This is a genomic window from Pseudomonas chlororaphis, assembly GCF_001921865.1.
Lineage (GTDB): Bacteria > Pseudomonadota > Gammaproteobacteria > Pseudomonadales > Pseudomonadaceae > Aquipseudomonas > Aquipseudomonas chlororaphis_D.
This window is the reverse complement of the sequence record NZ_MSCT01000005.1, coordinates 65001-91928: the sequence shown is the minus strand read 5'-3', so window position 1 is coordinate 91928 and position 26928 is coordinate 65001. Positions and strand designations below refer to the sequence as shown.

Sequence of the window (26928 nt, the reverse complement as noted above, 5' to 3'; positions counted from 1 at the left end):
CACGGTGAGGAAAATAATGAACGAAGCCTTGGAGAATTTTCATGCAAAATGCGCTACGAGTGCGGCACAGCCTCGAAGATTATTCGACTACAACTTAAAAAAACGCGGATAAATGCCAACCATGATTCTCGACTCGACAGACCTGCGCCTCCTGCACTTCCTGCAACAGGACGGCCGCATCAGCAACCAGGAGCTGGCGGAAAAAGTCGCCCTCTCGCCCTCGGCCTGCCTGCGACGCCTGCGCCTGCTGGAGAGCGAAGGCATCATCAGCGGCTATCGCGCGGTGCTCGACGCCGAGCGCCTGGGCGTCGAGCTGGAGGCGATCGTCCATGTCTCGCTGCGCCAGGACGTGGCCGACTGGCACGAGACCTTTATCAAGAAGCTCCAGCAGTGGCCGGAAGTAGCCAGCGCCTATGTGATCACCGGCGCCAGCAACTATGTGCTGCGGATCCAGGCGCGCAACCTCAAGCACTTCTCGGATTTCATCGTCAATCACCTGAACCGTACGTCCGGGGTCACCGACATCCGCTCGGAAATCATCCTGCAGAAAATCAAGGAACAGGACGGCCTGCTGGACCTGGTGCTGCGCAAGTAGCGCGCCTCAAAAACCGCCCAGGCGCCGCGCGTCGTGGCGCTGCAAGGTGACGCTGGGCGGCTCGTCGAACAGCTTGCGGTACTCCGCGGAGAACCGCCCCAGGTGGCTGAAGCCCCAGCCCAGGGCGATCTCGGAAATGGTCCGCGCCGAGCCGTGCTCGAGGATTTCCTGGCGCACCGCGGTGAGCCGGTATTTCTTCAGGTAGGCCATCGGCGACAGGGCGAAGTACTTCTTGAACGCCTCGAACAGCTTGAAGCGCGACACCCCGGCGGCGGCTTCCAGGTCCTCCAGGCACAAGGGCTCGCGGGCGTTGGCATGGATGTACTGGCGGGCGCGGAGCAGGTAGTGGGGCAACTTGACCTCCAGCACCTCGCGCAACTGCGCCGAGTAGTTGTTCGGCTGGGCGAGGATCAGGCCCTTGATCAACGAGCTTTCCAGGTCGCGGGTAAACGCCAGTTGTTCGTACAGCTCGCTGCTGCGCTCAAGCTCGCCGATGAAGTACCGCGCCATGCGCCACCAGGACGCCGACGCGCCGTCCACCGCATCCATCACCGCCTCGAAACGCAGCGGCGCCTCTGGCGGGCGTTGCAACAGGGCTTCCAGGGCCTCGCCCATGGCCGCGCGGGTAATCACCACCTGGACTTTGCGGCAGTCGCCGGAGATCGCCAGCATCTGGCTTTCGTTGGGCGCGATGATCACCCCCTGGTCGCGATTGGAACGCAGCAGGCGGCCGTCCTTGCTCAGCTCCTGGTCGCCGCTCAGCGGCAGGCTCAGGCTGTAGCTGCTGAAATGCTCGGCGTCCTCGATATCGATGGTGACGTCGGTGCCGTATTCGATGATGCCCAGGGTCGTGGCCCGCGACTTGAACACATTGGCGCTGTGGTGAAAACGGATGCGCTCGGGGGTCGCGGTCTCGAGCCGGTGCGGCCCGCAGATTCCCGACATCCAGGTGCGCGCCCCTTCGAGGTCGTAGCGATCGATACGAATGTCGCGAAACGGCGAATCGGCCTTGCTATTCATCACGGCGCACCCACGGCAATATTTTTTTGGCGCGCTCTGACGGCGCGTCTGGCTTGAAGTACGGCTTGCTTGCAACAGTCGACAGCAAGAAGAGCAAGTTTTACGCCACCGCCCGGCACTGCCAACCAACTGGATAGCAATCGCCAACTAAGTGGATAGAGCCGGCCCGACCCTGGCTAAAAACCCAAACGAGGCTGCGCCAAACAGTAGCCCATCGGTGCAGCGCGGTGCAGCCGTTGATCGCCTGCCGCGCGCGCCCTGGGTATTTCCCCCACACCCACGCCCCCTGTGGCCGCTGCCGCGGGCTGCGAACGACTGTGCAGTCCTGTAGGAGCGAGGCTTGCCCGCGATAGCGCTTCTCCTGACCCACTGCGTCGCCTCGATCGCGAGCAAGCTGCGCTCCTACAAGAGCGCATCCAGGGCATTCAATTTTGTGGATGGCCTTGGCCGATTAAGCGGATAGCCACCCAGGCGCCCCACTCTCTCTAATGCAGGCACCGATTGGCCTGAACAAGAAAGGTACTCACTCATGAGTGGTGCGAGAAACGCAGAACAATGGAAAAGCTTTATCGACGGCTGCCTGGACTTTCGCCCCGACGACGGCGTATTCCGCATTGCCCGGGACATGTTCACCGAGCCCGAGCTGTTCGACCTGGAGATGGAACTGATCTTCGAGAAGAACTGGATCTACGCCTGCCACGAAAGCGAGCTGGCCAATAACCACGACTTCGTGACGATGCGCGCCGGACGCCAGCCGATGATCATCACCCGCGACGGCGAAGGCCGGCTCAACGCGCTGATCAACGCCTGCCAACACCGCGGCACCACCCTGACCCGGGTCGGCAAGGGCAACCAGTCCACCTTCACCTGCCCGTTCCACGCCTGGTGCTACAAGAGCGACGGGCGCCTGGTGAAGGTCAAGGCGCCGGGGGAATACCCCGAGGGCTTCGACAAGGCCACCCGCGGCCTGAAGAAAGCGCGCATCGACAGCTACAAGGGGTTCGTCTTCATCAGCCTCGACACCCAGGCCGACAATTCCCTGGAGGACTTCCTCGGTGACGCCAAGGTGTTCTTCGACATGATGGTCGCCCAGTCGCCCACCGGTGAGCTGGAGGTACTGCCGGGCAAGTCCGCCTATACCTACGACGGCAACTGGAAGCTGCAGAACGAGAATGGCCTGGACGGTTATCACGTGAGCACCGTGCACTACAACTACGTGGCCACCGTGCAGCACCGCCAGCAGGTCAACAGCGAGCACGGCAGCAGCGGCGCGACCCTGGACTACAGCAAGCTCGGCGCCGGCGACGCCGATACCGACGACGGTTGGTTCGCCTTCGAGAACGGCCATAGCGTGCTGTTCAGCGACATGCCCAACCCCGCGGTGCGCTCCGGCTACGCCAGCATCATGCCGCGGCTGGTGGAAGAGCACGGCCAGGCCAGGGCCGAGTGGATGATGCACCGCCTGCGCAACCTCAACGTCTACCCCAGCCTGTTCTTCCTCGACCAGATCAGCTCGCAGTTGCGGATCATCCGCCCGCTGGCCTGGAACCAGACCGAGATCGTCAGCCAATGCATCGGGGTCAAGGGCGAGTCCGACGCCGACCGCGAGAACCGCATCCGTCAGTTCGAGGACTTCTTCAACGTCTCGGGCATGGGCACCCCCGACGACCTGGTGGAATTTCGCGAAGCCCAGCGCGGCTTCCAGGGCCGCCTGGAGCGTTGGAGCGACATCTCCCGCGGCAGCCACCGCTGGGCAACCGGGCCGACCCGCAACAGCGAGACCCTCGGCATCCAGCCGGCCATGACCGGCACCGAATTCACCCACGAAGGGTTGTACGTGAACCAGCATGGCAACTGGCAGCGCTTCCTGCTCGAAGGCCTGGCCCGCAAGGCCGCCGCAGAACAGTCCCTCAAGCTCAAGGAAGTGTGACGATGAACGCCGACCTGCAATACCGTATCGAGCAGTTTTTCTACCGTAAATCCGAGCTGTGCGACGCTCAGGACTGGGACGCCTACCTCGAGCTCTTCGACCCGCAGAGCGAGTTCCACCTGCCGCAATGGGACTCCGAGCATGTCTACACCACCGACCCCAAGCGCGGTATGTCGCTGATCTACTACGCCAGCCGCTCGGGCCTGGAAGACCGGGTGTTTCGCATCCGCACCGGCAAGGCCGCCTCGACCATTCCCATGCCGCGCACCTTGCACAACATCGCCAATGTGCGGATCGCCGAAGAGGCCGACGGCAGCCTGCAAGTGCGGTTGAACTGGCACACGCTGTTCTACCGCCTGGCCACCGCCGAGCAGTTCTTCGGCCATGCCACTTATCGCCTCAAGCCCCACGGCGACAGCTGGCTGATCGCCCGCAAGCACGTGCTGTTGCTCAACGACCGCATCAATTCGGTGCTCGATTTCTACCACCTCTGACGGAGACCGGGCATGAACCACAAGGTCGCGTTCAGTTTTGCCGACGGCAAGACGCTGTTCTTCCCCGTGCACGCCAACGAAATACTGCTCGATGCCGCCTTGCGCAACGGTATCAAGATCCCCCTGGACTGCCGCGAAGGCGTCTGCGGCACCTGCCAGGGCCGCTGCGAGTCCGGCCGCTACAGCCAGGACTACGTGGACGAGGAAGCACTCACCCCGGCCGATCTGGCGCAGCGCAAGATGCTCAGTTGCCAGACCCGGGTGCAGTCCGATGCAACGTTCTATTTCGACTTCGACTCCAGCTTGTGCAGCGCCGCGGGGCCGACGCCGCTGAACGCCACAGTCAGCGAGGTACGCCAGGTGTCCGACAACACGGCGATCCTGCAACTGCAACTCGACCCGGATCAACCGGCGCTGGACTTCCTGCCGGGGCAATACGCCCGACTATCGATCCCCGGCACCTCGAGCAAACGTTCCTACTCGTTCGCCAATCGCTCGGGTGAACGCCAGTTGCAGTTTCTGCTTCGCCTGCTGCCCGACGGGGCGATGAGCAACTACTTGCGCGAAGGCTGCCAGGTCGGCGACCGCATCGGGCTGGAGGCGCCGCTGGGAGCCTTCTACCTGCGCCATATCACCCGGCCGCTGGTGCTGGTGGCCGGCGGCACCGGGCTCTCGGCGCTGCTGGCGATGCTCGAACAACTGGTCGCCGACGGCTGCACCCAGCCGGTACACCTGTACTACGGCGTGCGCCACGTCGCCGACCTGTGCGAAACCGCGCGCATCGAGGCGTATTCCGGGCAATTGCCGGGCTTTCGCTACACTGCCGTGGTCAGCGAACCGACGGCGGACTGGCCGGGCAAGCGCGGCTACATCGCCGAGCACTTCGATTGCAGCGAACTGCGCGACACGCCAGTGGATATGTACGTCTGCGGACCGCCGCCGATGGTCGAATCGATCCGAATCTGGCTGCAAGATCAGCAACTTGAGAGCGTTCAGCTGTATTACGAGAAGTTCACCGAGAGTAATATCTGATCCGTCAGCCTTCAGCCAAGATCGGCTCGCGACAACGGGCAGATCGGATAACAACGACAAAGAGAGCGTGAGTAGTGGATGAGATCTTGAAACCCGGCGAACTCAAGCGTGGCTTGAAGAATCGCCATATCCAGCTGATTGCCCTGGGCGGGGCGATCGGCACCGGACTGTTCCTGGGCTCCGCCGGCGTGCTCAAGTCCGCCGGGCCTTCGATGATTCTCGGCTATGCGATTGCCGGGTTCATCGCCTTCCTGATCATGCGCCAACTCGGCGAGATGATCGTCGAAGAGCCGGTGGCCGGTTCCTTCAGCCACTTCGCGCACAAATACTGGAGCGGCTACACCGGCTTTCTCGCCGGCTGGAACTACTGGGTGCTGTACGTCCTGGTGGGCATGGCCGAACTCACGGCCGTGGGCAAGTACGTACAGTTCTGGTGGCCCGAGATACCGTCCTGGGTCAGCGCGGCGGCGTTCTTCGTACTGATCAACCTGATCAACATGATGAACGTGAAGAACTTCGGCGAGATGGAGTTCTGGTTCGCGATCATCAAGGTGGTGGCGATCATCGGCATGATCGTCCTCGGCTGCTACATGCTGTTCAGCGGCAGCGGCGGCCCACAAGCCGCGGTGAGCAACCTGTGGGCCCACGACGGCTTCTTCCCCAACGGCGGCACCGGCCTGCTGATGGCCATGGCCTTCATCATGTTCTCCTTCGGCGGCCTGGAACTGGTGGGCATCACCGCCGCCGAGGCCAGCGAGCCGCGCAAGGTGATCCCCAAGGCGATCAACCAGGTGGTGTACCGGGTCCTGATTTTCTACGTCGGCGCCCTCACCGTGCTGCTCTGCCTGTACCCGTGGAACGATCTGCTGGTCAGCCTCAACGCGTCCGGCGACTCCTACAGCGGCAGCCCGTTCGTGCGCATCTTCGCGCTGATCGGCAGCGACACCGCCGCCCAGGTGCTGAACTTCGTGGTCCTGACCGCCGCGCTGTCGGTGTACAACAGCTGCGTGTACAGCAACAGCCGCATGCTCTACGGCCTGGCCGAACAGGGCGACGCGCCCAAGGCGATGATGAAGCTGAACAAGCAGGGCGTACCGTTGCTAGCCCTGGGCGTCTCGGCGCTGATCACCCTGCTCTGCGTGCTGGTCAACTACCTGGCGCCGCACGAAGCGCTGGAGCTGCTGATGGCCCTGGTCGTGGCGTCGCTGATGATCAACTGGGCGCTGATCAGCCTGACCCACCTGAAATTCCGCAAGTCCATGGATCGACAGGGCCAGGTGCCGGCGTTCAAGACCTTCTGGTTCCCGTTCAGCAACTACCTGTGCCTGGCCTTCATGCTGGTGATCATCAGCGTGATGCTGATGATTCCGGGGATCCGCGTGTCGGTCTACGCCATCCCGGTGTGGGCGGCGCTGATCTGGGTGTTCTACCGCCTGCGGCTGGCCCGCTCCGGCGCTCGCGCGGTGGCCTGATCCACAGCGGCTACAGGGATTGGTGATAAACGAAAAGGCCCGGCATTCAGCGAATGCCGGGCCTTTTTCATGCCTGGCGCCTACAGCGCCGAACGCACGCGCCACAGTTCGGGGAACAGCACGGTGTCGAGCATCTTGCGCAGGTAGCCGACGCCTTCGGTGCCGCCGGTGCCGGGCTGGAAGCCGATGATGCGCTCCACCGTGGTCACATGGCGGAAGCGCCACTGGCGGAAGGAGTCCTCCAGGTCGATGAACTTCTCCGCCAGCTGGTACAGGTCCCAGTAACGCGACGGATCGGCATAGACCTCGCGCCAGGCCGCCTCCACGGACGCATCGTGCTGGGTCGGCGCGCGGCTGCCCAGGGCCAGGCGTTCGGGGTCGATGGGCAACCCGGCCTTGGCCATCAGGCCAATGGCCTCGTCGTACAGCGACGGCGTGGCGATGGCCAGCTCCAGCTCCTTGAGCAGCTCCGGACGATGGGCGTGAGGGCGCAGCAGGGTCGCGCTCTTGTTGCCGAGGATGAACTCGATCTCGCGGTACTGGAACGACTGGAAGCCCGACGACTGCCCCAGGTACGGGCGGATCGACTTGTACTCCGACGGGGTCATGGTCGCCAGCACCGCCCAGGCGTGCACCAGTTGGTCGAAGATCCGCGAGACCCGCGCCAGCATCTTGAACGCCGGCGGCAACTGCCCCTGATGCACATGTTCGCGGGCCGCCTTGAGCTCGTGCAGCATCAGTTTCATCCACAGCTCCGAGGTCTGGTGCTGGATGATGAAAAGCATCTCGTTGTGGTCCGGCGACAAAGGGTGCTGGGCATTGAGGATGCGCCCCAGGTCCAGGTAGTCGCCGTAGCTCATGGAATCGGAAAAATTCAGCTCGGCGTCATGCCAATTGTCGGGCGGCGGATTATTCGAGTAGGGACATTGACTCATCGCGTGGGCTCCTCATGCCAGGTGGCGGCGGGTCGATCGTCCGCCGCCGAACTTGATCGAGGGCGCGCGGAGTCGACGCTTCGTTGTTGTAAAGACTAGCGCGGCAAAGGCCGCAGGATCGCGCGCACCGGGCTCGCGTCCAGATGGGCGAAACGCAGCGGCAGCGCGATTAGCTCGTAGTCGCCCTCGGCCACCTCGTCGAGCACGATGCCTTCGAGGATCGCCAAACCATGGCGAGCCACGGCGTTGTGCGCGTCCATGGTTTTCGATTGCTGTGGGTCAAGGGAAGGCGTGTCGATGCCGATCAGCCGCACCCCGTGGCTGGCCAGCAGCTCGACGGTCTCTTTGGCCACGGCGCTGAAATCCGGGTCCCAGGTGCTCAGCGGCGCCTGTCGATAGGTGCGCAGCAGCACGCGCTCGGGCAGGTTGTCCAGCTGGCCTTGCAGGTGCCGGGGCAATACCAGCGGGCCGCAGTCCAGGCAATGCACGACCCGGCACGGGCCGAGGTAAACGTCCAGCGACACTTCGCCGATGGGCGCGCCGTCGGCGCTGTAATGCAACGGCGCATCGACGTGGGCACCGGTGTGCGGCGACAGGGTGATGCGCCCGACGTTCACCGGGCACTCCGGGCCGTACTGCCAGACCCGTTCTTCCTGGAACGGTGTGTCGCCGGGCCAGGTCGGGGTCGCGGTACTCAGGGGCGGGCTGATGTCCCACCAGGTTGTTGTTTTATTCATCGCACTGTTCTCGGCCACTTCGAGCTGAATCATACGAGCGAAACCCGTGAATATTCTTGCGAAATGCTGCGGCCTCCAAGGAATCTTTCGCAAAAACTTTCAGGAAAACTCAGATTCGCGCTCGGAAATTTCAATGCAAACCGCCATCGCGCTTCAGTGGCCGACACTGCGTTTCTGGACACCCCGATGTCGAGCACAGACAACCAAGACCGTGCCGGGCGCTATAGGGTGCGACTTCAGTTAGCCCTCTTGCCTGGAGCCATCATGACTCGTCCGATTACCGTTCTGCGCGATACCCACCCGCTGCCCGTGCTCGATGCCTGCAAATGGGAAAAGCTCGAAGGCGACCCGCACACCGTCAACCTCAACGCCTACACCAGCGAAGACGGCAGCAAGATCATGGGCACCTGGATCTGCACGCCCGGCAAATGGCGCGTGGACTACGTGAAGTGGGAGTACTGCCACTTCCAGGAAGGTTACTGCGTGATCACCCCGGACGGCATGGAGCCGATCCACCTGCGCGCCGGCGATATCTTCGTGGTCGAACCGGGTATGAAAGGCACCTGGGAAGTGGTCGAGACCGTGCGCAAGTATTTCGTCTTCGCCTGACCCTCCGCAGACCTGTAGGAGCGAAGCTTGCTCGCGATGGCGGTACGTCAGGCACACCGTATTGCCTGCCTCGCGGGCGAGCCTCGCTCCTACAGGGTCTTTGTTCTACGCCAGAAACAAAAAACCGGGAGCCCACCCGACATGGGTCCCGGAAAGTTTGCAGCGTCCACAGACGTCGACGAAGCCTGCGCTCATTGCCGAGCGCAGGCTTCGCCATTTCTAGCTCGGCTTGCGGTAGCCGTTGACGATGGCCGAGAAGTCCAGCCCACCCTCACCGCGCAGGCTCATGGCCTGGTATAGCTGCTGCGCCACGGCGCCCAGTACCACCGGCTGATGGGCCTGGCGCGCGGCCTCAGTGGCCAGCCCCAGGTCCTTGAGCATCAGCTCGGCGCCGAAGCCGCCGGTGTAGCCGCGCGCGGCCGGGGCGGTCTCGATCACCCCGGGCCAGGGGTTGTAGGTGTCGGAACTCCAGCAGCGCCCGGTAGAACTGTTGATGATGCCCGCCAGCACGTTGGTGTCGATGCCCAAGGCGTTGCCCAGGGCCATGGCCTCGCTGACGCCGATCATCGAAATGCCCAGCAGCAGGTTGTTGCAGATCTTGGCGATCTGCCCGGTCCCCACTTCGCCGCAGTGCACAATGTTGCGGCCCATTTGCGCCAGCACCGGCTGCAAGGTGGCGAACAGCTCGGCGCTGGCGCCGACCATGAAGGTCAGGGTGCCCGCCGCCGCGCCGCCGGTCCCGCCGGAGACCGGCGCATCGGCCATGACCACGCCTTGCTTGGCGGCGGCCGCGGCGACATCACGGGCGGTCTGCGGATCGATGGTGCTGCAGTCCACCGCCGGCGTGCCGCGGGCGATTCCCGCCAGCACGCCGTCGTCGCCCAGCCAGACGCTGCGCACATGGGCGGCGGCCGGCAGCATGGTGATCACCAGTTCGCTGCCTTCGGCGGCGGCGCGGGGCGAGGCGCTGATGCTGCCGCCCAGCCCGGCCAGTTCCTGAAGCACGGCCTGGTTGAGGTCGAACAGGTTCAGCTGATGCCCGGCCTTGAGCAGGTTGCGCGCCATGGGCGCGCCCATGTTGCCCAGGCCGATGAATGCGATTTTCATGAGCGACTCCTCAACGCAAATGGATGGTGGTGTTCACGCCATCGTTGACGCTGTCGTCGTCGAACCAGCGGCTGGTGACGGTCTTGGTCTGAGTGTAGAACTGCACCACTTGCTTGCCGTACGGCCCCAGGTCGCCCAGCTTGGAACCGCGGGAGCCGGTGAAGCTGAAGAACGGCACCGGTACCGGAATCGGAATGTTGATCCCGACCTGGCCGACATCGATCTCGCTCTGGAACTTGCGCGCCGCCGCGCCGCTCTGGGTGAACAGGCCGGTGCCGTTGCCAAAGGGGTTGGCGTTGACCAGGGCGATGGCCTGGTCGAGGGTGTCCACTTCCAGCACCACCAACACCGGGCCGAAGATTTCCTGGGTGTAGATCTGCATGTCGGTGGTCACCCCGGAGAACAAGGTCGGGCCGACGAAGTTGCCCTGCTCGAAGCCCGGCACCTTGACGTCGCGACCGTCCAGTTCCAGCTTGGCGCCTTCCTTGATACCGCTTTCGATCAAGCCCAGCACGCGCTCCTTCGCGCGTTTGGAAATCAGCGGCCCGACGTCGGTGCCCGGCTCGCTGCCGGCATTCACCTTGAGTTTCTGCGCCAGCGCCTTGAGGTCCGGCAGCCATTGTTTCGCCGCGCCCACCAGTACCACCACCGAGGTGGCCATGCAGCGCTGGCCGGCCGCGCCGAAACCGGCGCCGACCAGGGCATTGAGCGCCTGCTCGCGGTTGGCGTCAGGCAACACCACGGCGTGGTTCTTCGCGCCCATCATCGATTGCACGCGCTTGCCATGTTTGCCGGCCAGGTCGTAGACGTGGGTACCGACCGCGGTCGAACCGACGAACGACACCGCCTTGATGTGCGGGTGAGTGCACAGCTTGTCCACCACCTCTTTGCCGCCGTGCACCACGTTGAGCACGCCAGGCGGAACGCCGGCCTCCAGCGCCAGCTCCACCAGCAGCAGGGTCGACAGCGGGTCCTGCTCCGAAGGCTTGAGCACGAAGGTGTTGCCGCAGGCGATGGCCATCGGGAACATCCACAGCGGAATCATCGCCGGGAAGTTGAACGGGGTGATGCCGGCGCAGACGCCGATCGGTTGGCACAGGGTGTAGGTATCGACACCGCCGGCGACGTTCTCGGCGAACTCGCCCATCTGCAGGGTGCCGATCGAGCAGGCATGCTCGACCACTTCCAGGCCGCGGAAGATGTCGCCTTCGGCATCGGCGATGGTCTTGCCCTGCTCGGCGCTGAGCACCTGGGCGATGCGCTTGGAGTGTTCGCGGATCAACGCCTGCAGTTTGAGCATGATGCGCATCCGCGCGCCGATCGGGGTCAGCTTCCAGGTCTGGAAGGCGCGCTGCGCGGCGTCAATGGCGGCGTCGACTTCATCTGCCGTGGCGAACGGCACCTTGGCCAGCACCTGCTGGGTGGCCGGGTTGGTGATGTCGTGCCACTCGCGGGTCTGGGATTCGACCCACTGGCCGTCGATCAGCAGCTTGACCGTTTGCAGGGTGGTGCCCTCGGGCTTGAGGGATGCGTTCATGCGGGTCTCCTGACTTCTTGAGGTTCTTATGCAGGGAGCCAAGGCGTGGAAGCGCCTTGAAACGAGGCGTGCGCCGGATTGGTTGTCGGGCTGTTTTTGGAGTATAGATGTGCAAACTTCTAACAAGAACGCACATAAAATCCGGTCCATCATGCAAAAAAACATCACCTCCCTGGGTTCGCTGAACTGGGACGACCTGAAGTTTTTCCTCGAAGTAGCCCGCACCCGCAAGGCCAGCAGCGCGGCCAAGCGCCTGGCGGTGGACTACACCACCGTGTCGCGGCGCATCGGTTCGCTGGAAGGCGCGCTGGGTACGTTGCTGTTTGAAAAATCCCGGACCAACGGCTTCGTGCTGACCGCCGAGGGCCAGCGCCTGCTGGGTTATGCCGAGTCGATCGAAAGCACCCTGCACATGGCCTGCGAACAGGTCTCGGGCTCGGGCGTGGCGCTGTCCGGTCATGTACGCATGGGTTGCACCGAGGGCTTCGGCAGCTTTTTCATCACCCCGCAGCTGAGCCACTTCGTCGACGCCTACCCGGCGATCTCGGTGGACATCCTGCCGCTGCCGCACTTCATCAGCCTGTCCAAGCGCGAAGCCGACATCGTCATCGCCCTGGAGCGGCCGGAGCACGGCCCCTACGTCTGCTGCAAACTCTGCGACTACCGCCTGCAGCTGTACGCGACCCAGGAATACCTCGACCAGCACCCGCCGATCCGCCGCCCGGCGGACCTGGGCGAGCATCAATTCATCAGCTACGTGGACGACCTGGCGTTCAGCTCGGAGCTGCTGTACCTGGCCAACGTGCTGCCCGGCGCCAGCGCCAACCTGCGCAGCACCAGCGTGATCGCCCAGTACGTGGCGGCGCAGCAAGGCCGCTCGCTGGCCATCCTGCCCTGCTTCCTCGCCGCCCAGGACCCACGCCTGCTGCCCGTGCTGCCGGAAGAAATAAACATTACCCGACAGTTCTGGATGTACTGCCGGGAAGACTTGAGGAAGCTCAAGCGGATCACCCTGCTGTGGGATTACATACGCAGCGTGACCGAGCAGAATCAGGGCCTGCTGATGGGGCAGACCCGGGCGATGGTGTTCGCCGATTAGTCGGCGATCACCACGATCGAGACGCGACGGTTTTCGGTGCGGCCGGCCACTGTGTTGTTGGGAGCCACCGGCTCGCTGCTGCCGAGGCCGCGCAGCTGGATATTTTCTTCGCGCATGCCCGTGCCCACCAAGACCTTGCTCACGCTTTTCGCCCGACGCAGGGACAGTTGCTGGTTGTAGGCTTCCTTGCCGGAAGCGTCGGTGTGGCCATCGACGCGGACCTTATCGATGTGCACGCTGACCAGGGCCTTGCCGATGCGCTCGACGATATCGGTACTGGCGGCGTTCAGGCGCTCGATGTCGCTGCCGAACAGCACCTTGCCGGACAGGCCGAAGGCCCAGCCCTCATCCGTCAGTTCGAACCCTTCCTGCTTGAGCACCGCCACTTGTTGCGGCGTCAGCCCCTTGGGCGGCACGCTCTGGCAACCGGTCAATGAAAGCAGCGCCAGCAACAGCGTGGCGGTGAGAAAACGCAAGGAAGGTCGAGTCAGTGAAAACAAAGGATTAGCTCCTGGATTGAACGTGAACAACGGGGGGATCCTCCCCCGCGGTGTGTTGCCCGCCTCGCGAGACACGCTTGGCTTGATACATCGCCGCATCGGCGGCGTTGAGCAGCGCACCCGGGGTGGTGCCATGATCAGGGTAGACGGCAATGCCGATACTGAGCGAGGTCAGCACCGAGGTGCTGCCAGGCAAGGCGATCGGCGTCTCCATGCTGGCGATGATTTTCTCGGCGATGCGCTGGGCGTCTTCGACCCGATGCAGCGGGCTCAGCAGAATGGCGAACTCGTCGCCCCCCAGGCGCGCCACCAGGTCTTCTTCACGCAGTTGCGCCCGCACGCGCGACGCCACGGCCATCAGCACCGCGTCGCCAGCGGCGTGACCGAAGCTGTCGTTGATGCCCTTGAAGCGGTCGCTATCAAGAAACAGCACCGCCACCCGCTCATTGAGTTTGCTTGCGCTGCGCAGCGCGCGGATCAGCCGGCCCTCGAAAAACGCCCGGTTCGGCAACCCGGTCAGGCTGTCGTGGCTGGCCTGGTGGGCCAGGGTTTCGTTTTCGCTTTGCAGGTGGCTCTGCCAGGCTTCCAGCTCATCGAGCAGGGCATTGAAGTCATTGCCCAGGTTGTCCAGCTCGGCAATCTGCGCCGGCGGCACCCGTACGTCGAACGCCCGCTCGCGACGCGCGGCATGCGCCACGTTGGCCAGGCTGCGCAGCGGCCCGGTAATGCCGCGCAACTGACGCCGAGCCAGATACAGCGCCACCCAGGCGCTCACGGCGATACACAGGACAATCCCCACCAGGCCGCTGAGCAGGAACCGCAGCAGGCTGCCACCATGCCCGGTCAAGACAATGCTGCCGATTTCCTGGCCCTGATGCTGGATCGGCACCGTGATGGGCTTCTCGAGAAAGGCCCTGGCAATCTGCATTTCCAGATCGGTCAGCAAACCGGTTTCCGGGCGCTCCCAGCGCGCCAGTACCCGGCCCCGGACATCGAGCACCTGGGCATCGGCCACCTCTTCGGTGGAGGCGATCAACGCCAGGGCCTCGGTCGCCGCGGCACTGTCGTTGAACACCACTGCCGCTTCGACGGTGTAGTTGATCGAGCGCGCGATCAGGTGCAGGTTGTGGTCGGCATACACCCGCAACGCCAGCACCCCGAGAAACGTCAGGGACAGGCTGGCCATGGAAATGGCCAGCAACGCGACGATCAGGTTCCCGCGGCCAATAACCGAACGCAACGTAGGGCGGGCAGTTGACTTGAAGAAGCTCATGGCACCGCCGTTCGACGACGGGAAAGTTGCAGCACGCTCGGATGAATCCGCACGCCACTGCGGGCCACGGAATCCAGGTTGACCTCGAATGACACCTGGTTATCGCTGACGCGCAGGCAGAACAGACTGCCTACGGTGCATTGGTCGCCGCCCTCGCTGATGCTCAGCACCGGGTGACCGACCAGGGAATTGAACAACCGCGTACGTTGGTCGTCCGTCAGCTTGCCGATATACAACGCATCGCACTCGCTGACGATGGCCGGATTATCGGCCAGCAACCGCCGTACCAGGACCGGGCGCCCTGTGGCCTGGGTCGTGCCCTTGACCAGGTCGTCGGTGTACTCGGTCGGCCCCACCACGCACAAACGCAATTGCGCCGGCTCCACCGGCCAGCGCGCATAGCTGAGGATGCCCAGCACCACTTGAGTCACAGCCTTGGCGCGCTGCTCCGCGGGGCTGGCAGCAGGCTCGGGTTGCGCGACGGCAAAAGTACTCAGCAGACAGATCAGGGCAGACAGCAGTACCTGCCTCCAGCCCGAAAAGCGCTCTGTCGCCGAGACAGCCACGTTCATGCAGGGATTCTCTTTGATCTTCATACAATGATGCCGCAACGATAGCACAACCGGCGAAACCGCCGCGAGGTTGCCAGCCATGCAGGGCAGGCGATTGAGGCGGAAAAAAGTGACCTGGCGATTTCAACCTTCCTGTTCGTCATAGCCTGTATTGCCCACCCAAAGGCGAGATCCGGATGAACCTCCAGCGCGACCAGAGATGTGAAAAAACCGCTACACGGAGCGTCGATTGCCATCGATCCCATCCCGCCACCTCAACCAGGTGCCACTACGCCGCCAGGACTCCTTGAGGTTAGCTGAGACCACTAGAAACACGTCGCCCGCTCATGGCCTATTTCGTCAATCTGCGAGACCGTCGACAAGCTGCGACGGCGGGTTCGACGGTATGAAAGCCCAGCCCCCTTTGCAAGCCCGCCAACGCGGCGGATTCAGCACTTTTCTACGGGACAACAGCCGCTGCTCTCCAGGCCCTTTCGCCGTCCGTGACGCCCACAGAAACAGCCGGCGTAATGGACGCGATAACAGACCGCCGCTTCGTTGCTGCGCACGGATAAGCAACGCGTGAAGGGGTACTCCATGCCCCGGGTGACAATGCGCTGGTTTTCAACCGAACGCCTCCCGCAGACCAGCGCCCCCACGCTCACCCCAGGTCGAGCATCAAACCGCTCAGGCGCTTGACCTTGCGCCGCACCGCCTCTTCGAATACCCCGGCCCGTGGCTCGATCAGGCTGAACCAATCCTTGGCCCGGGTAATGCCGGTGTAGATCAGCTCCTTGGTCAGCACCGGGTTCAATGCCTCGGGCAGGATCAGCGCGGTGTGAGCGAACTCCGAGCCCTGGGACTTGTGCACGGTCATGGCGTACACGGTCTCCACGTCGTTGAGCCGGCTCGGCAGCACGAAGCGCACCCCGCCCTGGCCATCGTTGCGCGGAAAAGCCACCCGCAGCACCTGACGCCCACCCTCGGTGCCGTCGTGCTCGGGCAGCTTCAAGGCGATGCCGATATCGCCGTTCATCAGGCCCAAGCCATAGTCGTTGCGGGTCATCAGCACCGGACGACCCTCATACCACTGCTGGTCGCTTTCGATCAGCCGTGCCTTGAACAGGGCGGCGGTGATCCGCTGGTTCAGCCCCTCGACGCCCCAGGGGCCCTTGCGCACCGCGCAGAGCAACTGAAACTGATCGAAGGCCGACAGCACGTCGCGGGCCCAGGTGGTCCAGCGCGGATCTTCCAGCACGGTACCTGCGGGCGGGCGCTGACCGCGCAACAGGCTCAGGTAATGCCGGTACCCCTGCGGCCCGTCGCCGTGGCCTTCCAGCAACAAGCGCTCCAGGGCGCGGTCCTGTTCGCCCTTGAGGCTCAAGCCATACAGGTCGGCATGGCTACGGGCAGCCAGCAGCCGGCGCGCTTCCTCTGCCTGTTGCTGGTTGACCCAACGTGCCAACTGGCCGATACCGCTGCCTTCGCCGAAACGTCGGGAGTGGCGCAGCATCACCACCTGCTGGGCCAGCGGATGAGCGCCTGTGCTGTCCTCCTGCAAGCCGCTATCAGCCAGGCGTTCTGCGCTGACCGCCTCGAGCCAGCTACGCGTTTGCGGACTGTACCAGCCGGCTTCGGCGTCGCGGCACAAATCGCCGAGCACCGCGCCGGCTTCCACCGAGGCCAGCTGGTCCTTGTCTCCCAGCAACACCAGGCGAGCATGCATGGGCAGGGCATCGAGCAGGTTGGCCATCATCTCCAGGTCGATCATCGAGGCTTCGTCGACCACCAGCACATCCAGCGGCAAGCGGTTGCCGGCATGGTGACGGAAGTGCCGGGTGCCCGGACGATTGCCCAACAGGCGATGCACCGTGGTCACGTCGCTGGGAATTTTTTCGCGCACGCTGTCGGCAACCGACAGGGAACGTACTTGCAGACTGATGGACTCGGTCAGGCGGGCCGCGGCCTTGCCGGTGGGCGCCGCGAGACGGATGCGCAACGGCTTGCCGGCTTCGACGGCCGGAGCCTGGAGCAGGGCCAGCAGACGCACCACGGTCGTGGTTTTGCCGGTTCCCGGCCCACCGGTGATGATGCTGAAGGCGCCACGGGTGGCCAGCGCGCAGGCGAGCTTCTGCCAGTCGACCGGCCCCGCCGCCTTGGCCGCACCGAACAGACCGGCGAGGCGCTCGGCGAGATCCGCAGGGGTTTCCTCCCGCACCGCCAGGCGCTGGCGCAAGGCGTTGTCGATACGCCGCTCGTAGGCCCAGTAACGGCGCAGATACAGGCGTTTGCCCGACAACACCAGAGGCCGCTGGCGAGCGTGCTCGCTCTGATCGGCCGCCAACGCCACCAGGCCACTGGTCGCCAGGGCCTTGCACCAGTGCGCGCCCTCCAGCGTCGCCAGCACTTGCGATGGCAATACCGCGGCCGTGCTTTGCAGGTCGCCTTCAGGTGGCAGGGACAGGGCGAAGTCCGGCTCCTTGAGGGTCTCGAACAAGTCCAGGCAGACATGGCCATGGCCCAGCTGATGGCTGGTCAGCGCGGCAGCCATCAGCACCCGCGGATCGCCTTGCGGTTCCAGCTCATGGAGAAAGGACACAAAGGCTTTGTCCAGGGCACGCAACCAGCCCCGCTCGACCCAGCGATCGAGCAATGACAGCAGGTCGTCGGCCCGCACCAGGGGCATCAGGTCGGGCTGCGGCCGCGGTTCAAGAGATGTCAGCAGATCCTCGCTCACAGCAATACTCCCTGTTCCCACGCCGGCTCGGCCTTGGGTTGCTCGGGCTTGCCCTGGAACAACCGGTCCAGGCGCTCGATCAGTTCACGGGGCGGCCGGGTGAAATACACGCCGCGGCTGGCCGAGCCCGTGCCACGCAAGAACAGGTACAGGGCGCCGCCCACGTGCCGGTCGTAATCGTAGTCCGCCAGGCGCGCCCGCAACTGGCGGTGCAGGGCCAGCAGGTACAACACGTATTGCAGGTCGTAACGGTTGTCGAGAATCGATTGTTCCATGGCCTGCTCGGTATAGGCGGCGTCGTCCACGCCCAGCCAGTTGGATTTGTAGTCGGCCACGTAATAGCGCCCCTCGTGCTCGAAGGTCAGGTCGATAAACCCCTTGAACATGCCGTTGAGCAGTACCGGCTCGGCCGTCACCCGCGGCACGCCCTGATGCGTGTGCTGGCGTACCAGTTCGTCGAGCTTGAGCACATCGACCTTGTGGCTGGCGAACCAGAATTCCATCTCGACTCGGTACTGGGTCAGTTGTGCGAGCACCACTGGCGGTCGCCCCGCACCGGCCGGCAAAGGCAGTTGCAATAGATGCCGTAACCAGTCGCTCAAGGTACGGATCCAGCCTTCCCAGCCCCGGCGATTGCAGCGACGACCGATGGCATCCTCAATGGCTGCGGGGTCGGCGGCGAAACCTTCGTCGCCCGCCCACTCCAGCAGGCCGTGAAGGAAGGTCCCCGGGTTCGGCCCACGGGGGAAACGATGAATATCCACACCGCTGGCCACGACTTCGCGGGGCGCATCGGGGTCGAGCCGCTCGTCGTCGAAAAGCTTTTGCGCCTGCGGGTTTTCCGGGGCCTCGGTGCTGCCGGCCCCCAGGCTGTCGCCGATGTGCAGGGCACTGTAGGAGGCAATCCACCAGTTTTCCGCGGCACGCCGCTTGGGCATCAAGGGCGCCAACAGGGTGGCGTCGTTGCGCGGCGGGTGGAAGCGGCTCTCGGAAGGACTCGGCATTTCGTCGACGCTCACTGCCTCGCAGCCTTGCTGCAGGTCCTGCAGCCAGCGAGCCAGGGCACTGGACTCACCCAACAACGCACCGCCGCCCAACAGGTAACCCAGGGCCGAGAGGTGCAACACCGAACTGCTGTGGTTGCCGCGCTTGAGGTCGACAACCCCCAGCCAGCAGGCATGCTGGGCACGGGTCAGGGCGACATAGAGCAAGCGCAGGTCTTCGGCCAGGCGTTCGTCGTCGGCCTGGGCGATCAGCTCCGCGGTCGGGTGCAGCGTTACCTGCGCCTTGCCCGCTGCATCGTGGTAATGCAACGGCAGGCGGCTGCCGTCCACCGGCTTGCTCGAACAGATAAAGGGCAAGAACACCAACGGGTATTCCAAGCCCTTGGATTTGTGGATGGTCACGACCTTGACCAGCTGCTCGTCGCTTTCCAGGCGCAGGATCTGTTCTTCGCCAGCCTGGCCGGACAATGCCAGATGCTCGGCCAGATGGCGGATCAGCGCTTGTTCGCCGTCCAGCTCGGAAGCTGCTTGCTGCAACAGTTCGGACAAATGCAGCAGGTTGGTCAGGACCCGCTCGCCGTCGCTGCGGGCAATCAAGGCCTGGGGCAACTGGAAGTCATGCAGCAGGCGACGCAACATCGGCAGCACCCCCTGGGTCCGCCAGATCAGGCGGTAACCGCGAAACTGCATGACCCGGCTCTCCCAGGCCAGCTCGTCCTGGTTCAAGCGCTCCAGCTCAACCAGCGGCAGGTTCAGGGTGATGGAGGCCAACGCGGCGCGCAGCGGGCGCTCGACATCCGGTTCGGCGCAAGCCTTGAGCCAGGCCAGAAGGTCGTGGGCCTCCTGGGCGGCGAACACCGAATCCTTGTCCGACAGGTAGACGCTGCGTACCCCGCGCGCGGCCAGTTCACCACGCACGGCCTGGGCCTCCTTGCCATCGCGCACCAGAATCGCGATGTCTGCCGGCAACAACCCTTTGAAGGGCTGCCCGTCCCGGGCGAACCCGGCACTGTTCTGCTGTCCGCCGTTGAGCAGCGCGACGATTTCGCTGGCGCAGGCCGCCGCCAGTTGTTGCCGGTACAGGGCGCCGGAAATGGGCTGCTCTGTCGGCAGGTGCCAGATATTCAGTGCCGGAATTAGTCGTCCGTCTATCTGTAGCTGTTCTTTACGCCCCTGCGATGCCACCGACAGGAACGGCACCGGGTTCTCTCCGCTCTGTTCGCGGAACAGGAACGCACCACGCCCTTGCTCCCGGGACTCGGCACGCGCGAACACATGGTTCACCGCATGGACCATGGCATGACTGGAGCGGAAGTTGGTACCCAGGGTGTGCAAGCGGCCGCTGGTAGCCTGGCGAGCGCGCAGGTAGGTGTAGATATCCGCCCCACGAAAGGCATAGATCGCCTGCTTGGGGTCACCGATCAGAAACAGTCCGGTCTCTGGATTGTTGTCCTCGATGCGGTAGATGCTTTCGAAGATCCGGTACTGCACCGGGTCGGTGTCCTGGAACTCGTCGATCAACGCCACCGGGAACTGCTCGCGAATCAGCGTCGCCAGGCGCTCGCCGCCCTCGGCCTGCAAGGCCGCGTCGAGGCGCAGCAGCATGTCGTCGAAGCCCATTTCGGCCCGTCGACGCTTTTCTTCCTCGAAACGTGCGCCGACCCAACGCGCGGCATGTTGCAGTACCGCGGCATCAGGGCTTGGCAAGACATCGAGCGCGCTTTTCAAGCCGGCCATGGCCGCCAGTGCGGGGTGATCCGGTGCTTCGCCTTTCCAGGCCTCGGCCATGCCTTCGGGGGTCAGGCGGCTGAAGCCGGTGCCGATATCCAGTTGCTCGATGGTTTCGTCTTCGGCCCAGGCGATGATCTTGTCGAACCAGGGCTCGAAGTAACGGGCCTGCATCTTCCGACCATCGACCGCCTTGTTAGCGACGCCTTGCAGGCAGATCTCCCGCAATTGCGCGGCCCATTGCAACCACGGCGCCTTGAGCTGCACCAGGGCTTCGCGCCGCTCCAGCAGGCAGGCGTCGATCAGCTCTGCCGGCGAGCGTTCATCGAGCGCTTCCCGCTCGCTGCCGAACAACGCACGCACCCTGGGTAGCAGGGCCGCCGGCCCACCCCAGTTGGCCCGCACCCAGTTCAGCGCATCGCCCTGCATCGGGTAACAAAACAGGCGCCAGTAGTCGCGCAGCACTTCGCCCAGTAAATCGCTGTGATCGGTTTCCAGGGTCTGGGTAAAGAGGCTGCCGCTGTCGAACGCATGTTCGCGCAACATGCGCTGACACCAGCTATGGATGGTCGAGACCGCGGCCTCGTCCATCCACTGCGCGGCGATGTCCAGCCGGCTGGCGCACCCCGGCCATTGCTCGGCGGCGAACTGTTCGCGTAACTCGGCGATCAGCGCATCCGGCGCGGCGGTTTCATCCCGGAAGAAACGTGCGGCCTCAGCCAGACGGGTGCGGATCCGCTCGCGCAGCTCCTTGGTCGCCGCGTCGGTGAAGGTCACCACTAGGATCTGCGGAGGCAGCAGTTCGCGGCCGAACCCGGCCTCTTCGCCGCCATGCCCCAGCACCAGGCGCAGGTACAGCGCCGAGATGGTAAAGGTCTTGCCGGTGCCGGCGCTGGCTTCGATCAGTTGGCTGCCCCGTAGCGGAAACGCCAGGGCCAGAGGTGCTTGCCGGGTCATGCGTCAGCCTCCCCATCAATCGCAGAGCGCCAAGGCGCTTGCAGCAGTGGGCGGTACAGCGAGTCGGCCCAGCCGCTGAAGGTTTCATCGGCCATCAATGCGTTGTAGTCCGGGTATTGACGCGCCAGGGCCGGGCTTTCCCGACGTTCGCCGTCGGTAGTCTGGCCGTCTCCCTCATAAGCTTTACGCGCCGCCGCTTCGGCTTTGCCCGGATCGCTCTGGCCGAGCCAGGCAAAGGCGGTTTTTACCGCCACCGGCAACGGCTGGCACATGCCCGTCTGCCAGGCCAGCAGCAAGTCGCCCAGGCTTTGCAACGCCGAGCCAGGGTCCAGAGGCGATAACAACAACGTGTCATCACTGGCCACCAACGCAGTGGTCAAGGTATAGCCGCTGGCACAGGCCACCAGATGGTTGACCCAGGGACGAGTCAGGCGATGCCACTTTCGAGTCTTGGACGAGCCGATGCTATTGGGGATGGTCGTGACCGACAGCAACCCGCCATCGCTGCGTTGATGCAAGCCGCTCAGCCAGCCCTCTAGGCTCACGCCCTTGAGCTCCAGAGTCACTGGCAAGGCACTGGTAAGCGGGATCGGCCAGAGCTCCAGCAATTGTCGATAACGCATCAACAGATCCGGCAAAGGCTCGATCAACTCTCTTTGCAGACTCTCGCCAAAACCGGCCATGGGCAGCAGGCCGCTGGCCTGTAGCCGTTGTGCCTGGTCCAGCAGGGCCTGCTCTGGATCACCGGCACTGTTCAACGCCGCCTCCAGCAAGCTGTCACTCAGGCTGTAACGTTGCAGCGCGTCGAGCACAAACGGCTCTTCATCGGCTAACGGCGCATCGGCCGCCTCGAAGAACACCTTCAAACGCTGGCTGAAGAAATGCCGCACCGGGTTTCGCAGGAAATCCTGCAACTGCCCCAGGCTCAAAGGCTCCTCCTGGACATAGGGCACCAGAGGCTCCAGCGTTTGAGGAGCGGGCTGCGCCTGGTGCAACAGTTGCCACTCTCGCGCATAACTGAACAGGTCGTCGCCTTCGTGGAAATAGCGGGCACTGAAAGGTTGCAGCGGATGCTCCTGGGTCATGGCCTCAAGCAGTTCGCCAGGCTCGCTCGTCAGCTTCCAGCCGCTGGCCAAGTGATCGCGCAACTGACCGATCAGCACCGAAGCCGGACGCTCGCTGTTGTCGCGAATGCTGCGGCCGACCCAACTGACGTACAACTGATCCCGCGCCGAAAGCAGCGCTTCCAGCAGCAAATAACGGTCGTCCTCGCGCCGTGAGCGGTCACCGGGCCGATAGTCGCTGCCCATCAGGTCGAAATCCAGCGGCGGTTGTGCCCGAGGGTAGTCACCGTCGTTCATCCCCAACAGGCACACCAGCTTGAAGGGAATCGCGCGCATCGGCATCAACGTGCAGAAGTTCACCGCGCCGGCCAGGAAGCGCTGGGACAGACGCCCCTGGTCCAGGCCAGCCAGCCAGGCCTCCCGCACCACGGTCAATGGCAACTCATCGTACAGGCCGACCGACTCGCAGGTTTCCAGCCAGGTTTCGCGCAGGTCTTCCAACTGGCTCAGCAAATAGTCGTCATGCTCGGTGCTGGCGAGGAAAAACTGCTGCGTCAGTGCTTGCAGGCGTTCCCCCCACTGGGACGGCGTAGCCGGCAGGGTAAGGCTCTGGTAGGCCACATCCAGCGCATCGAGCAACGCCACCAACGGACCGATCAAGGCCGCATCCAGGCCACCGATCTCGTCGTAGGGTTCGATCCCTTCGCAGGCGTCGGAACGCCCTACGGCATATCCCAGCAACATCCGGCGCAGGCCGAAACGCCAGCTGTTCTGTTCCAGTTTCTCTGGCAACCCCAGGTCGGCCCGTTGCTGCGCATTCATCCCCCAGCGGATACCCGCGCCTTCGATCCAGCGATGCAGGGTCGGCAGGTCGGCCTCATCGACGCCAAAGCGTGCGCGTAATGCGGGAACGTCCAAAAGGTCGAGAATTTCGCTGACGGGAAAACGGCTGTCCGGCAGCTTGAGCAGATGCTCCACGGCAATCAGCAATGGATCGCGGCCACGTTGGCCCTGGTCCGTCAGGGTGAATGGAATGAAGCGCCGATCGTCACGCTCCAACTGGCCAAAAATCGCTCGGATATGCGGAGCATAACTGTCGACATCCGGCACCATCACGATCACATCTCGCGGGCACAAATCAGCGTCCTCACTGAAGCGCGCGAGCAGTTGGTCGTGAAGGATCTCCACTTCGCGCTGGGCACTGTGGGCTATGTGAAAACGGATCGACTTGTCCTGCCGCAGATCGACTGTCGGCCACAGCTGACGGGTTTCCTCCAGCGGGCGCAATTCGAGAATATCGTCCTGCAACTGGTTCAGCAGGGTTTGCGGCTCGCTCTCGCTGAAGAGGTCGATACGCCCATCGCGAAAGGCCGAGCGATAGCTGTTGGGATCATCGTAACTGTCGAGCAGACTGATGTAGTCGCGCCCTTGCTTACCCCACGCAGCCAGCAGCGGGTGGGCATGTTGATGCAGGGTTTGCGGGTCGAGCGCCACAGGCATTCCTGCTTTGCGCGCCTGGCGCTTGTACTGATGGCGCAGTAAATCCTTGTCGGCGACGATATCCGCCCAATGGTGACGACAGGGGTTATGCACACACAGCAGGACCTGGCTGAATCGAGCCAATCCGGCCAAGGCTTCGAGAGCTTGTGCCGGCAAGGAAGAAATCCCGAAAACGATCACTCGCGAAGGCAAACCCTGTGGTGCGTTTTCCAGGGTGAGAATACGCTCGATAAAACGCTGATGGACACCGGCGCGGCTCTGCGCCATGCCCTCTTCGCCCACATCCAGCAACAATGCGCGCCAGAGTTCGGCTTGCCAGCAATTGGCCGGAGCCAGGGCCTTGGCTTCGCCCCGCGCACTGCGCAGTTGATGACGTCCTGCCGCCCAATCTTCCAGCCAGTCGGCACGATAGACCTGATATTGGTCGAACAGGTCGGCCAGGCGCTCAGCCAATTGATAGCGCTTGCGCAGATCCGTGTCATGAGTGAGAAAACGTTGCAGGGGTTCGAAGTGCGGCTGGCCGATCAGCTCAGGCAAGAGCCGCATCAGACGCCAGGTCAGCGGGGCTTTATCCAGAAGGGATTTGGGTGGAATTTCATCGCGCCCCAACACCATGCGATAGAGCTGCCACATAAAACTGCCCGGAAGCTGTACGTCGATGGCCGCGGCGATGCCGCAGCCGCCCATGTCGTCTTCCTCAGGATCTTCCGCCAGTGCCAGTTTCAGCCATTGAGCGATGCCATTGCTCTGCACCAGAGCGATCTCGTTTTCCAGAGGCGCCAAGGGGTAACGCCGCATCCAGCTGACCACCAGGCTGCGCAGCTCATCCAGGCGGTTGCCGTGAACCACCATAAAACCAGCGCTGAGGGACATGGCGTCCGGCATAAGGGCTTCCTTGGAAAATGCAAAAGCTAGGGGCGAACCTTAGCACCGTCGCGCAGCAGTGACAGCCGAAAGGAACAACACGAGTGTTGCGAGGAATGAAGCATTTTTTGTCGCCCAAAAGCAAAACCCCAACTGCTTTCGCAATTGGGGTTTCGGAATTTAATCTTGACGATGACCTACTCTCACATGGGGAAACCCCACACTACCATCGGCGATGCATCGTTTCACTTCTGAGTTCGGGATGGGATCAGGTGGTTCCAATGCTCTATGGTCGTCAAGAAATTCGGGTACTGACTCGTGACCGGATGGCCTCGCTTCAGCAAATTGGGCATGTAATAGCTTTGTGTGTTGTGCAAACTTTCGGTTTGTATCGTCTTCACACACCGCAATCTGGCCTCTTTCGAGTTCGCAAATTGCTTGGGTGTTATATGGTCAAGCCTCACGGGCAATTAGTATTGGTTAGCTCAACGCCTCACAGCGCTTACACACCCAACCTATCAACGTCGTAGTCTTCGACGGCCCTTTAGGGAACTCAAGGTTCCAGTGAGATCTCATCTTGAGGCAAGTTTCCCGCTTAGATGCTTTCAGCGGTTATCTTTTCCGAACATAGCTACCCGGCAATGCCACTGGCGTGACAACCGGAACACCAGAGGTTCGTCCACTCCGGTCCTCTCGTACTAGGAGCAGCCCCTCTCAAATCTCAAACGTCCACGGCAGATAGGGACCGAACTGTCTCACGACGTTCTAAACCCAGCTCGCGTACCACTTTAAATGGCGAACAGCCATACCCTTGGGACCGGCTTCAGCCCCAGGATGTGATGAGCCGACATCGAGGTGCCAAACACCGCCGTCGATATGAACTCTTGGGCGGTATCAGCCTGTTATCCCCGGAGTACCTTTTATCCGTTGAGCGATGGCCCTTCCATACAGAACCACCGGATCACTAAGACCTACTTTCGTACCTGCTCGACGTGTCTGTCTCGCAGTCAAGCGCGCTTTTGCCTTTATACTCTACGACCGATTTCCGACCGGTCTGAGCGCACCTTCGTACTCCTCCGTTACTCTTTAGGAGGAGACCGCCCCAGTCAAACTACCCACCATACACTGTCCTCGATCCGGATAACGGACCTGAGTTAGAACCTCAAAGTTGCCAGGGTGGTATTTCAAGGATGGCTCCACGCAGACTGGCGTCCACGCTTCAAAGCCTCCCACCTATCCTACACAAGCAAATTCAAAGTCCAGTGCAAAGCTATAGTAAAGGTTCACGGGGTCTTTCCGTCTAGCCGCGGATACACTGCATCTTCACAGCGATTTCAATTTCACTGAGTCTCGGGTGGAGACAGCGCCGCCATCGTTACGCCATTCGTGCAGGTCGGAACTTACCCGACAAGGAATTTCGCTACCTTAGGACCGTTATAGTTACGGCCGCCGTTTACCGGGGCTTCGATCAAGAGCTTCGCGTTAGCTAACCCCATCAATTAACCTTCCGGCACCGGGCAGGCGTCACACCCTATACGTCCACTTTCGTGTTTGCAGAGTGCTGTGTTTTTAATAAACAGTCGCAGCGGCCTGGTATCTTCGACCGGCATGGGCTTACGGAGCAAGTCCTTCACCCTCACCGGCGCACCTTCTCCCGAAGTTACGGTGCCATTTTGCCTAGTTCCTTCACCCGAGTTCTCTCAAGCGCCTTGGTATTCTCTACCCAACCACCTGTGTCGGTTTGGGGTACGGTTCCTAGTTATCTGAAGCTTAGAAGCTTTTCTTGGAAGCATGGCATCAACCACTTCGTCACCTAAAAGGTAACTCGTCATCAGCTCTCGGCCTTAGAACCCCGGATTTACCTAAGATTCCAGCCTACCACCTTAAACTTGGACAACCAACGCCAAGCTGGCCTAGCCTTCTCCGTCCCTCCATCGCAATAACTAGAAGTACAGGAATATTAACCTGTTTTCCATCGACTACGCTTTTCAGCCTCGCCTTAGGGACCGACTAACCCTGCGTCGATTAACGTTGCGCAGGAAACCTTGGTCTTTCGGCGTGGGTGTTTTTCACACCCATTGTCGTTACTCATGTCAGCATTCGCACTTCTGATACCTCCAGCAAGCTTCTCAACTCACCTTCACAGGCTTACAGAACGCTCCTCTACCGCATCACTTACGTGA

18 protein-coding genes and 2 rRNA genes (1 of these 20 cut by a window edge) are annotated in these 26928 nt (G+C 62.8%); 7 read left to right on the top strand and 13 right to left on the bottom strand.

Translation table 11 applies throughout. The features are described from left to right. Positions 1-121 precede the first annotated feature (121 nt). A complete protein-coding gene (locus tag BTN82_RS03340) occupies positions 122-595 on the top strand; it encodes an Lrp/AsnC family transcriptional regulator (RefSeq protein WP_075118120.1) in 474 nt (157 codons plus the stop codon). A 6-nt stretch (positions 596-601) separates the two neighbouring features. On the opposite strand, the gene BTN82_RS03335 is transcribed toward BTN82_RS03340, so the two are convergent. Then, positions 602-1615: an AraC family transcriptional regulator gene (locus BTN82_RS03335; protein WP_075117758.1), complete on the bottom strand. Its 1014-nt coding sequence runs from the start codon at positions 1613-1615 to the stop codon at positions 602-604. Positions 1616-2144: 529 nt separating this feature from the next. On the opposite strand from BTN82_RS03335, the gene antA reads away from it, so the two are divergent. The 4 genes from antA (at position 2145) to BTN82_RS03315 (ending at position 6543) form a co-directional block, all read left to right on the top strand. Further along, positions 2145-3545, top strand: a complete 1401-nt coding sequence (gene antA, locus BTN82_RS03330; protein WP_075117757.1) for an anthranilate 1,2-dioxygenase large subunit — start codon at positions 2145-2147, stop codon at positions 3543-3545. Between the two features lie 2 nt (positions 3546-3547). Then, positions 3548-4039 carry an anthranilate 1,2-dioxygenase small subunit gene (gene antB / locus BTN82_RS03325; RefSeq protein WP_075117756.1) on the top strand — a complete coding sequence of 164 codons (492 nt, stop codon included), beginning with the start codon at positions 3548-3550 and terminating at the stop codon, positions 4037-4039. Between the two features lie 12 nt (positions 4040-4051). Further along, entirely contained in the window at positions 4052-5071 is a 1020-nt protein-coding gene (gene antC, locus BTN82_RS03320; protein WP_075117755.1) for an anthranilate 1,2-dioxygenase electron transfer component AntC, read from the top strand. Between the two features lie 74 nt (positions 5072-5145). Next, the gene (locus BTN82_RS03315; protein WP_075117754.1) at positions 5146-6543 is read left to right on the top strand and encodes an amino acid permease; all 1398 of its coding nucleotides are present in this window, start codon (positions 5146-5148) and stop codon (positions 6541-6543) included. An 80-nt stretch (positions 6544-6623) separates the two neighbouring features. On the opposite strand, the gene kynA is transcribed toward BTN82_RS03315, so the two are convergent. Both kynA and kynB read right to left on the bottom strand, forming a co-directional pair. Continuing rightward, complete coding sequence (gene kynA / locus BTN82_RS03310) at positions 6624-7478, bottom strand: tryptophan 2,3-dioxygenase (RefSeq protein WP_075117753.1); 855 nt, start codon at positions 7476-7478, stop codon at positions 6624-6626. Positions 7479-7573: 95 nt separating this feature from the next. Next, a complete protein-coding gene (gene kynB, locus BTN82_RS03305) occupies positions 7574-8215 on the bottom strand; it encodes an arylformamidase (protein WP_075118119.1) in 642 nt (213 codons plus the stop codon). A gap of 264 nt (positions 8216-8479) precedes the next feature. Between kynB and BTN82_RS03300 the strand changes: the two genes are divergently transcribed. Further along, positions 8480-8824, top strand: coding sequence for a cupin domain-containing protein (locus BTN82_RS03300; protein WP_044461042.1), 345 nt, complete (start codon positions 8480-8482; stop codon positions 8822-8824). A gap of 219 nt (positions 8825-9043) precedes the next feature. Here the strand turns inward: BTN82_RS03300 and mmsB are convergent, their stop codons facing one another. Both mmsB and BTN82_RS03290 read right to left on the bottom strand, forming a co-directional pair. After that, complete coding sequence (mmsB, locus tag BTN82_RS03295) at positions 9044-9931, bottom strand: 3-hydroxyisobutyrate dehydrogenase (protein ID WP_075117752.1); 888 nt, start codon at positions 9929-9931, stop codon at positions 9044-9046. A gap of 10 nt (positions 9932-9941) precedes the next feature. Next, positions 9942-11468 carry a CoA-acylating methylmalonate-semialdehyde dehydrogenase gene (locus BTN82_RS03290; RefSeq protein ID WP_075117751.1) on the bottom strand — a complete coding sequence of 509 codons (1527 nt, stop codon included), beginning with the start codon at positions 11466-11468 and terminating at the stop codon, positions 9942-9944. 151 nt (positions 11469-11619) lie between these two features. Here BTN82_RS03290 and BTN82_RS03285 point away from each other — a divergent pair, with 151 nt between their 5' ends. After that, on the top strand, positions 11620-12567 hold the full coding sequence (locus BTN82_RS03285) for a LysR family transcriptional regulator (RefSeq protein ID WP_075117750.1): 948 nt from the start codon (positions 11620-11622) through the stop codon (positions 12565-12567). Here BTN82_RS03285 and BTN82_RS03280 read toward each other — a convergent pair. The 8 genes from BTN82_RS03280 to BTN82_RS03245 all read right to left on the bottom strand — a co-directional run. Then, on the bottom strand, positions 12564-13067 hold the full coding sequence (locus tag BTN82_RS03280; RefSeq protein WP_075117749.1) for an OmpA family protein: 504 nt from the start codon (positions 13065-13067) through the stop codon (positions 12564-12566). The genes BTN82_RS03285 and BTN82_RS03280 overlap by 4 nt on opposite strands. Before the next feature lie 4 nt (positions 13068-13071). Next, positions 13072-14340, bottom strand: a complete 1269-nt coding sequence (locus BTN82_RS03275) for a diguanylate cyclase domain-containing protein (RefSeq protein WP_075117748.1) — start codon at positions 14338-14340, stop codon at positions 13072-13074. Then, positions 14337-14912 (bottom strand): YfiR family protein, encoded by a 576-nt coding sequence (locus BTN82_RS03270; RefSeq protein ID WP_075117747.1) that lies wholly within the window; start codon positions 14910-14912, stop codon positions 14337-14339. Before BTN82_RS03270 ends, BTN82_RS03275 begins: the two co-directional genes overlap by 4 nt. Positions 14913-15552: 640 nt before the next feature. Next, the gene (gene recD, locus BTN82_RS03265) at positions 15553-17577 is read right to left on the bottom strand and encodes an exodeoxyribonuclease V subunit alpha (RefSeq protein ID WP_410002787.1); all 2025 of its coding nucleotides are present in this window, start codon (positions 17575-17577) and stop codon (positions 15553-15555) included. Positions 17578-17624: 47 nt separating this feature from the next. Further along, a complete protein-coding gene (gene recB / locus BTN82_RS03260) occupies positions 17625-21317 on the bottom strand; it encodes an exodeoxyribonuclease V subunit beta (protein WP_075117745.1) in 3693 nt (1230 codons plus the stop codon). Beyond that, complete coding sequence (gene recC, locus BTN82_RS03255; protein WP_075117744.1) at positions 21314-24766, bottom strand: exodeoxyribonuclease V subunit gamma; 3453 nt, start codon at positions 24764-24766, stop codon at positions 21314-21316. The genes recB and recC overlap by 4 nt, the downstream gene beginning before the upstream one ends. 163 nt (positions 24767-24929) lie before the next feature. Further along, a 5S ribosomal RNA gene (gene rrf, locus BTN82_RS03250) occupies positions 24930-25045 on the bottom strand. A 149-nt stretch (positions 25046-25194) separates the two neighbouring features. Continuing rightward, positions 25195-26928 (bottom strand): 23S ribosomal RNA (locus BTN82_RS03245); it runs 1158 nt beyond the window's last position.

Excerpts from the sequence above, each read along its gene's own strand:
- recB (WP_075117745.1), bottom strand. The coding sequence starts at position 21,317 with ATGACCCGGCAAGCACCTCTGGCCCTGGCGTTTCCGCTACGGGGCAGC.
- BTN82_RS03270 (WP_075117747.1), bottom strand. The coding sequence starts at position 14,912 with ATGAACGTGGCTGTCTCGGCGACAGAGCGCTTTTCGGGCTGGAGGCAG.
- BTN82_RS03335 (WP_075117758.1), bottom strand. The coding sequence starts at position 1,615 with ATGAATAGCAAGGCCGATTCGCCGTTTCGCGACATTCGTATCGATCGC.
- BTN82_RS03290 (WP_075117751.1), bottom strand. The coding sequence starts at position 11,468 with ATGAACGCATCCCTCAAGCCCGAGGGCACCACCCTGCAAACGGTCAAG.
- mmsB (WP_075117752.1), bottom strand. The coding sequence starts at position 9,931 with ATGAAAATCGCATTCATCGGCCTGGGCAACATGGGCGCGCCCATGGCG.
- BTN82_RS03285 (WP_075117750.1), top strand. The coding sequence starts at position 11,620 with ATGCAAAAAAACATCACCTCCCTGGGTTCGCTGAACTGGGACGACCTG.
- BTN82_RS03340 (WP_075118120.1), top strand. The coding sequence starts at position 122 with ATGATTCTCGACTCGACAGACCTGCGCCTCCTGCACTTCCTGCAACAG.
- recC (WP_075117744.1), bottom strand. The coding sequence starts at position 24,766 with ATGCCGGACGCCATGTCCCTCAGCGCTGGTTTTATGGTGGTTCACGGC.
- kynA (WP_075117753.1), bottom strand. The coding sequence starts at position 7,478 with ATGAGTCAATGTCCCTACTCGAATAATCCGCCGCCCGACAATTGGCAT.
- kynB (WP_075118119.1), bottom strand. The coding sequence starts at position 8,215 with ATGAATAAAACAACAACCTGGTGGGACATCAGCCCGCCCCTGAGTACC.
- recD (WP_410002787.1), bottom strand. The coding sequence starts at position 17,577 with ATGCCCCTGGTGCGGGCCGACGACCTGCTGTCATTGCTCGATCGCTGG.
- BTN82_RS03275 (WP_075117748.1), bottom strand. The coding sequence starts at position 14,340 with ATGAGCTTCTTCAAGTCAACTGCCCGCCCTACGTTGCGTTCGGTTATT.
- antC (WP_075117755.1), top strand. The coding sequence starts at position 4,052 with ATGAACCACAAGGTCGCGTTCAGTTTTGCCGACGGCAAGACGCTGTTC.
- BTN82_RS03300 (WP_044461042.1), top strand. The coding sequence starts at position 8,480 with ATGACTCGTCCGATTACCGTTCTGCGCGATACCCACCCGCTGCCCGTG.
- antA (WP_075117757.1), top strand. The coding sequence starts at position 2,145 with ATGAGTGGTGCGAGAAACGCAGAACAATGGAAAAGCTTTATCGACGGC.
- antB (WP_075117756.1), top strand. The coding sequence starts at position 3,548 with ATGAACGCCGACCTGCAATACCGTATCGAGCAGTTTTTCTACCGTAAA.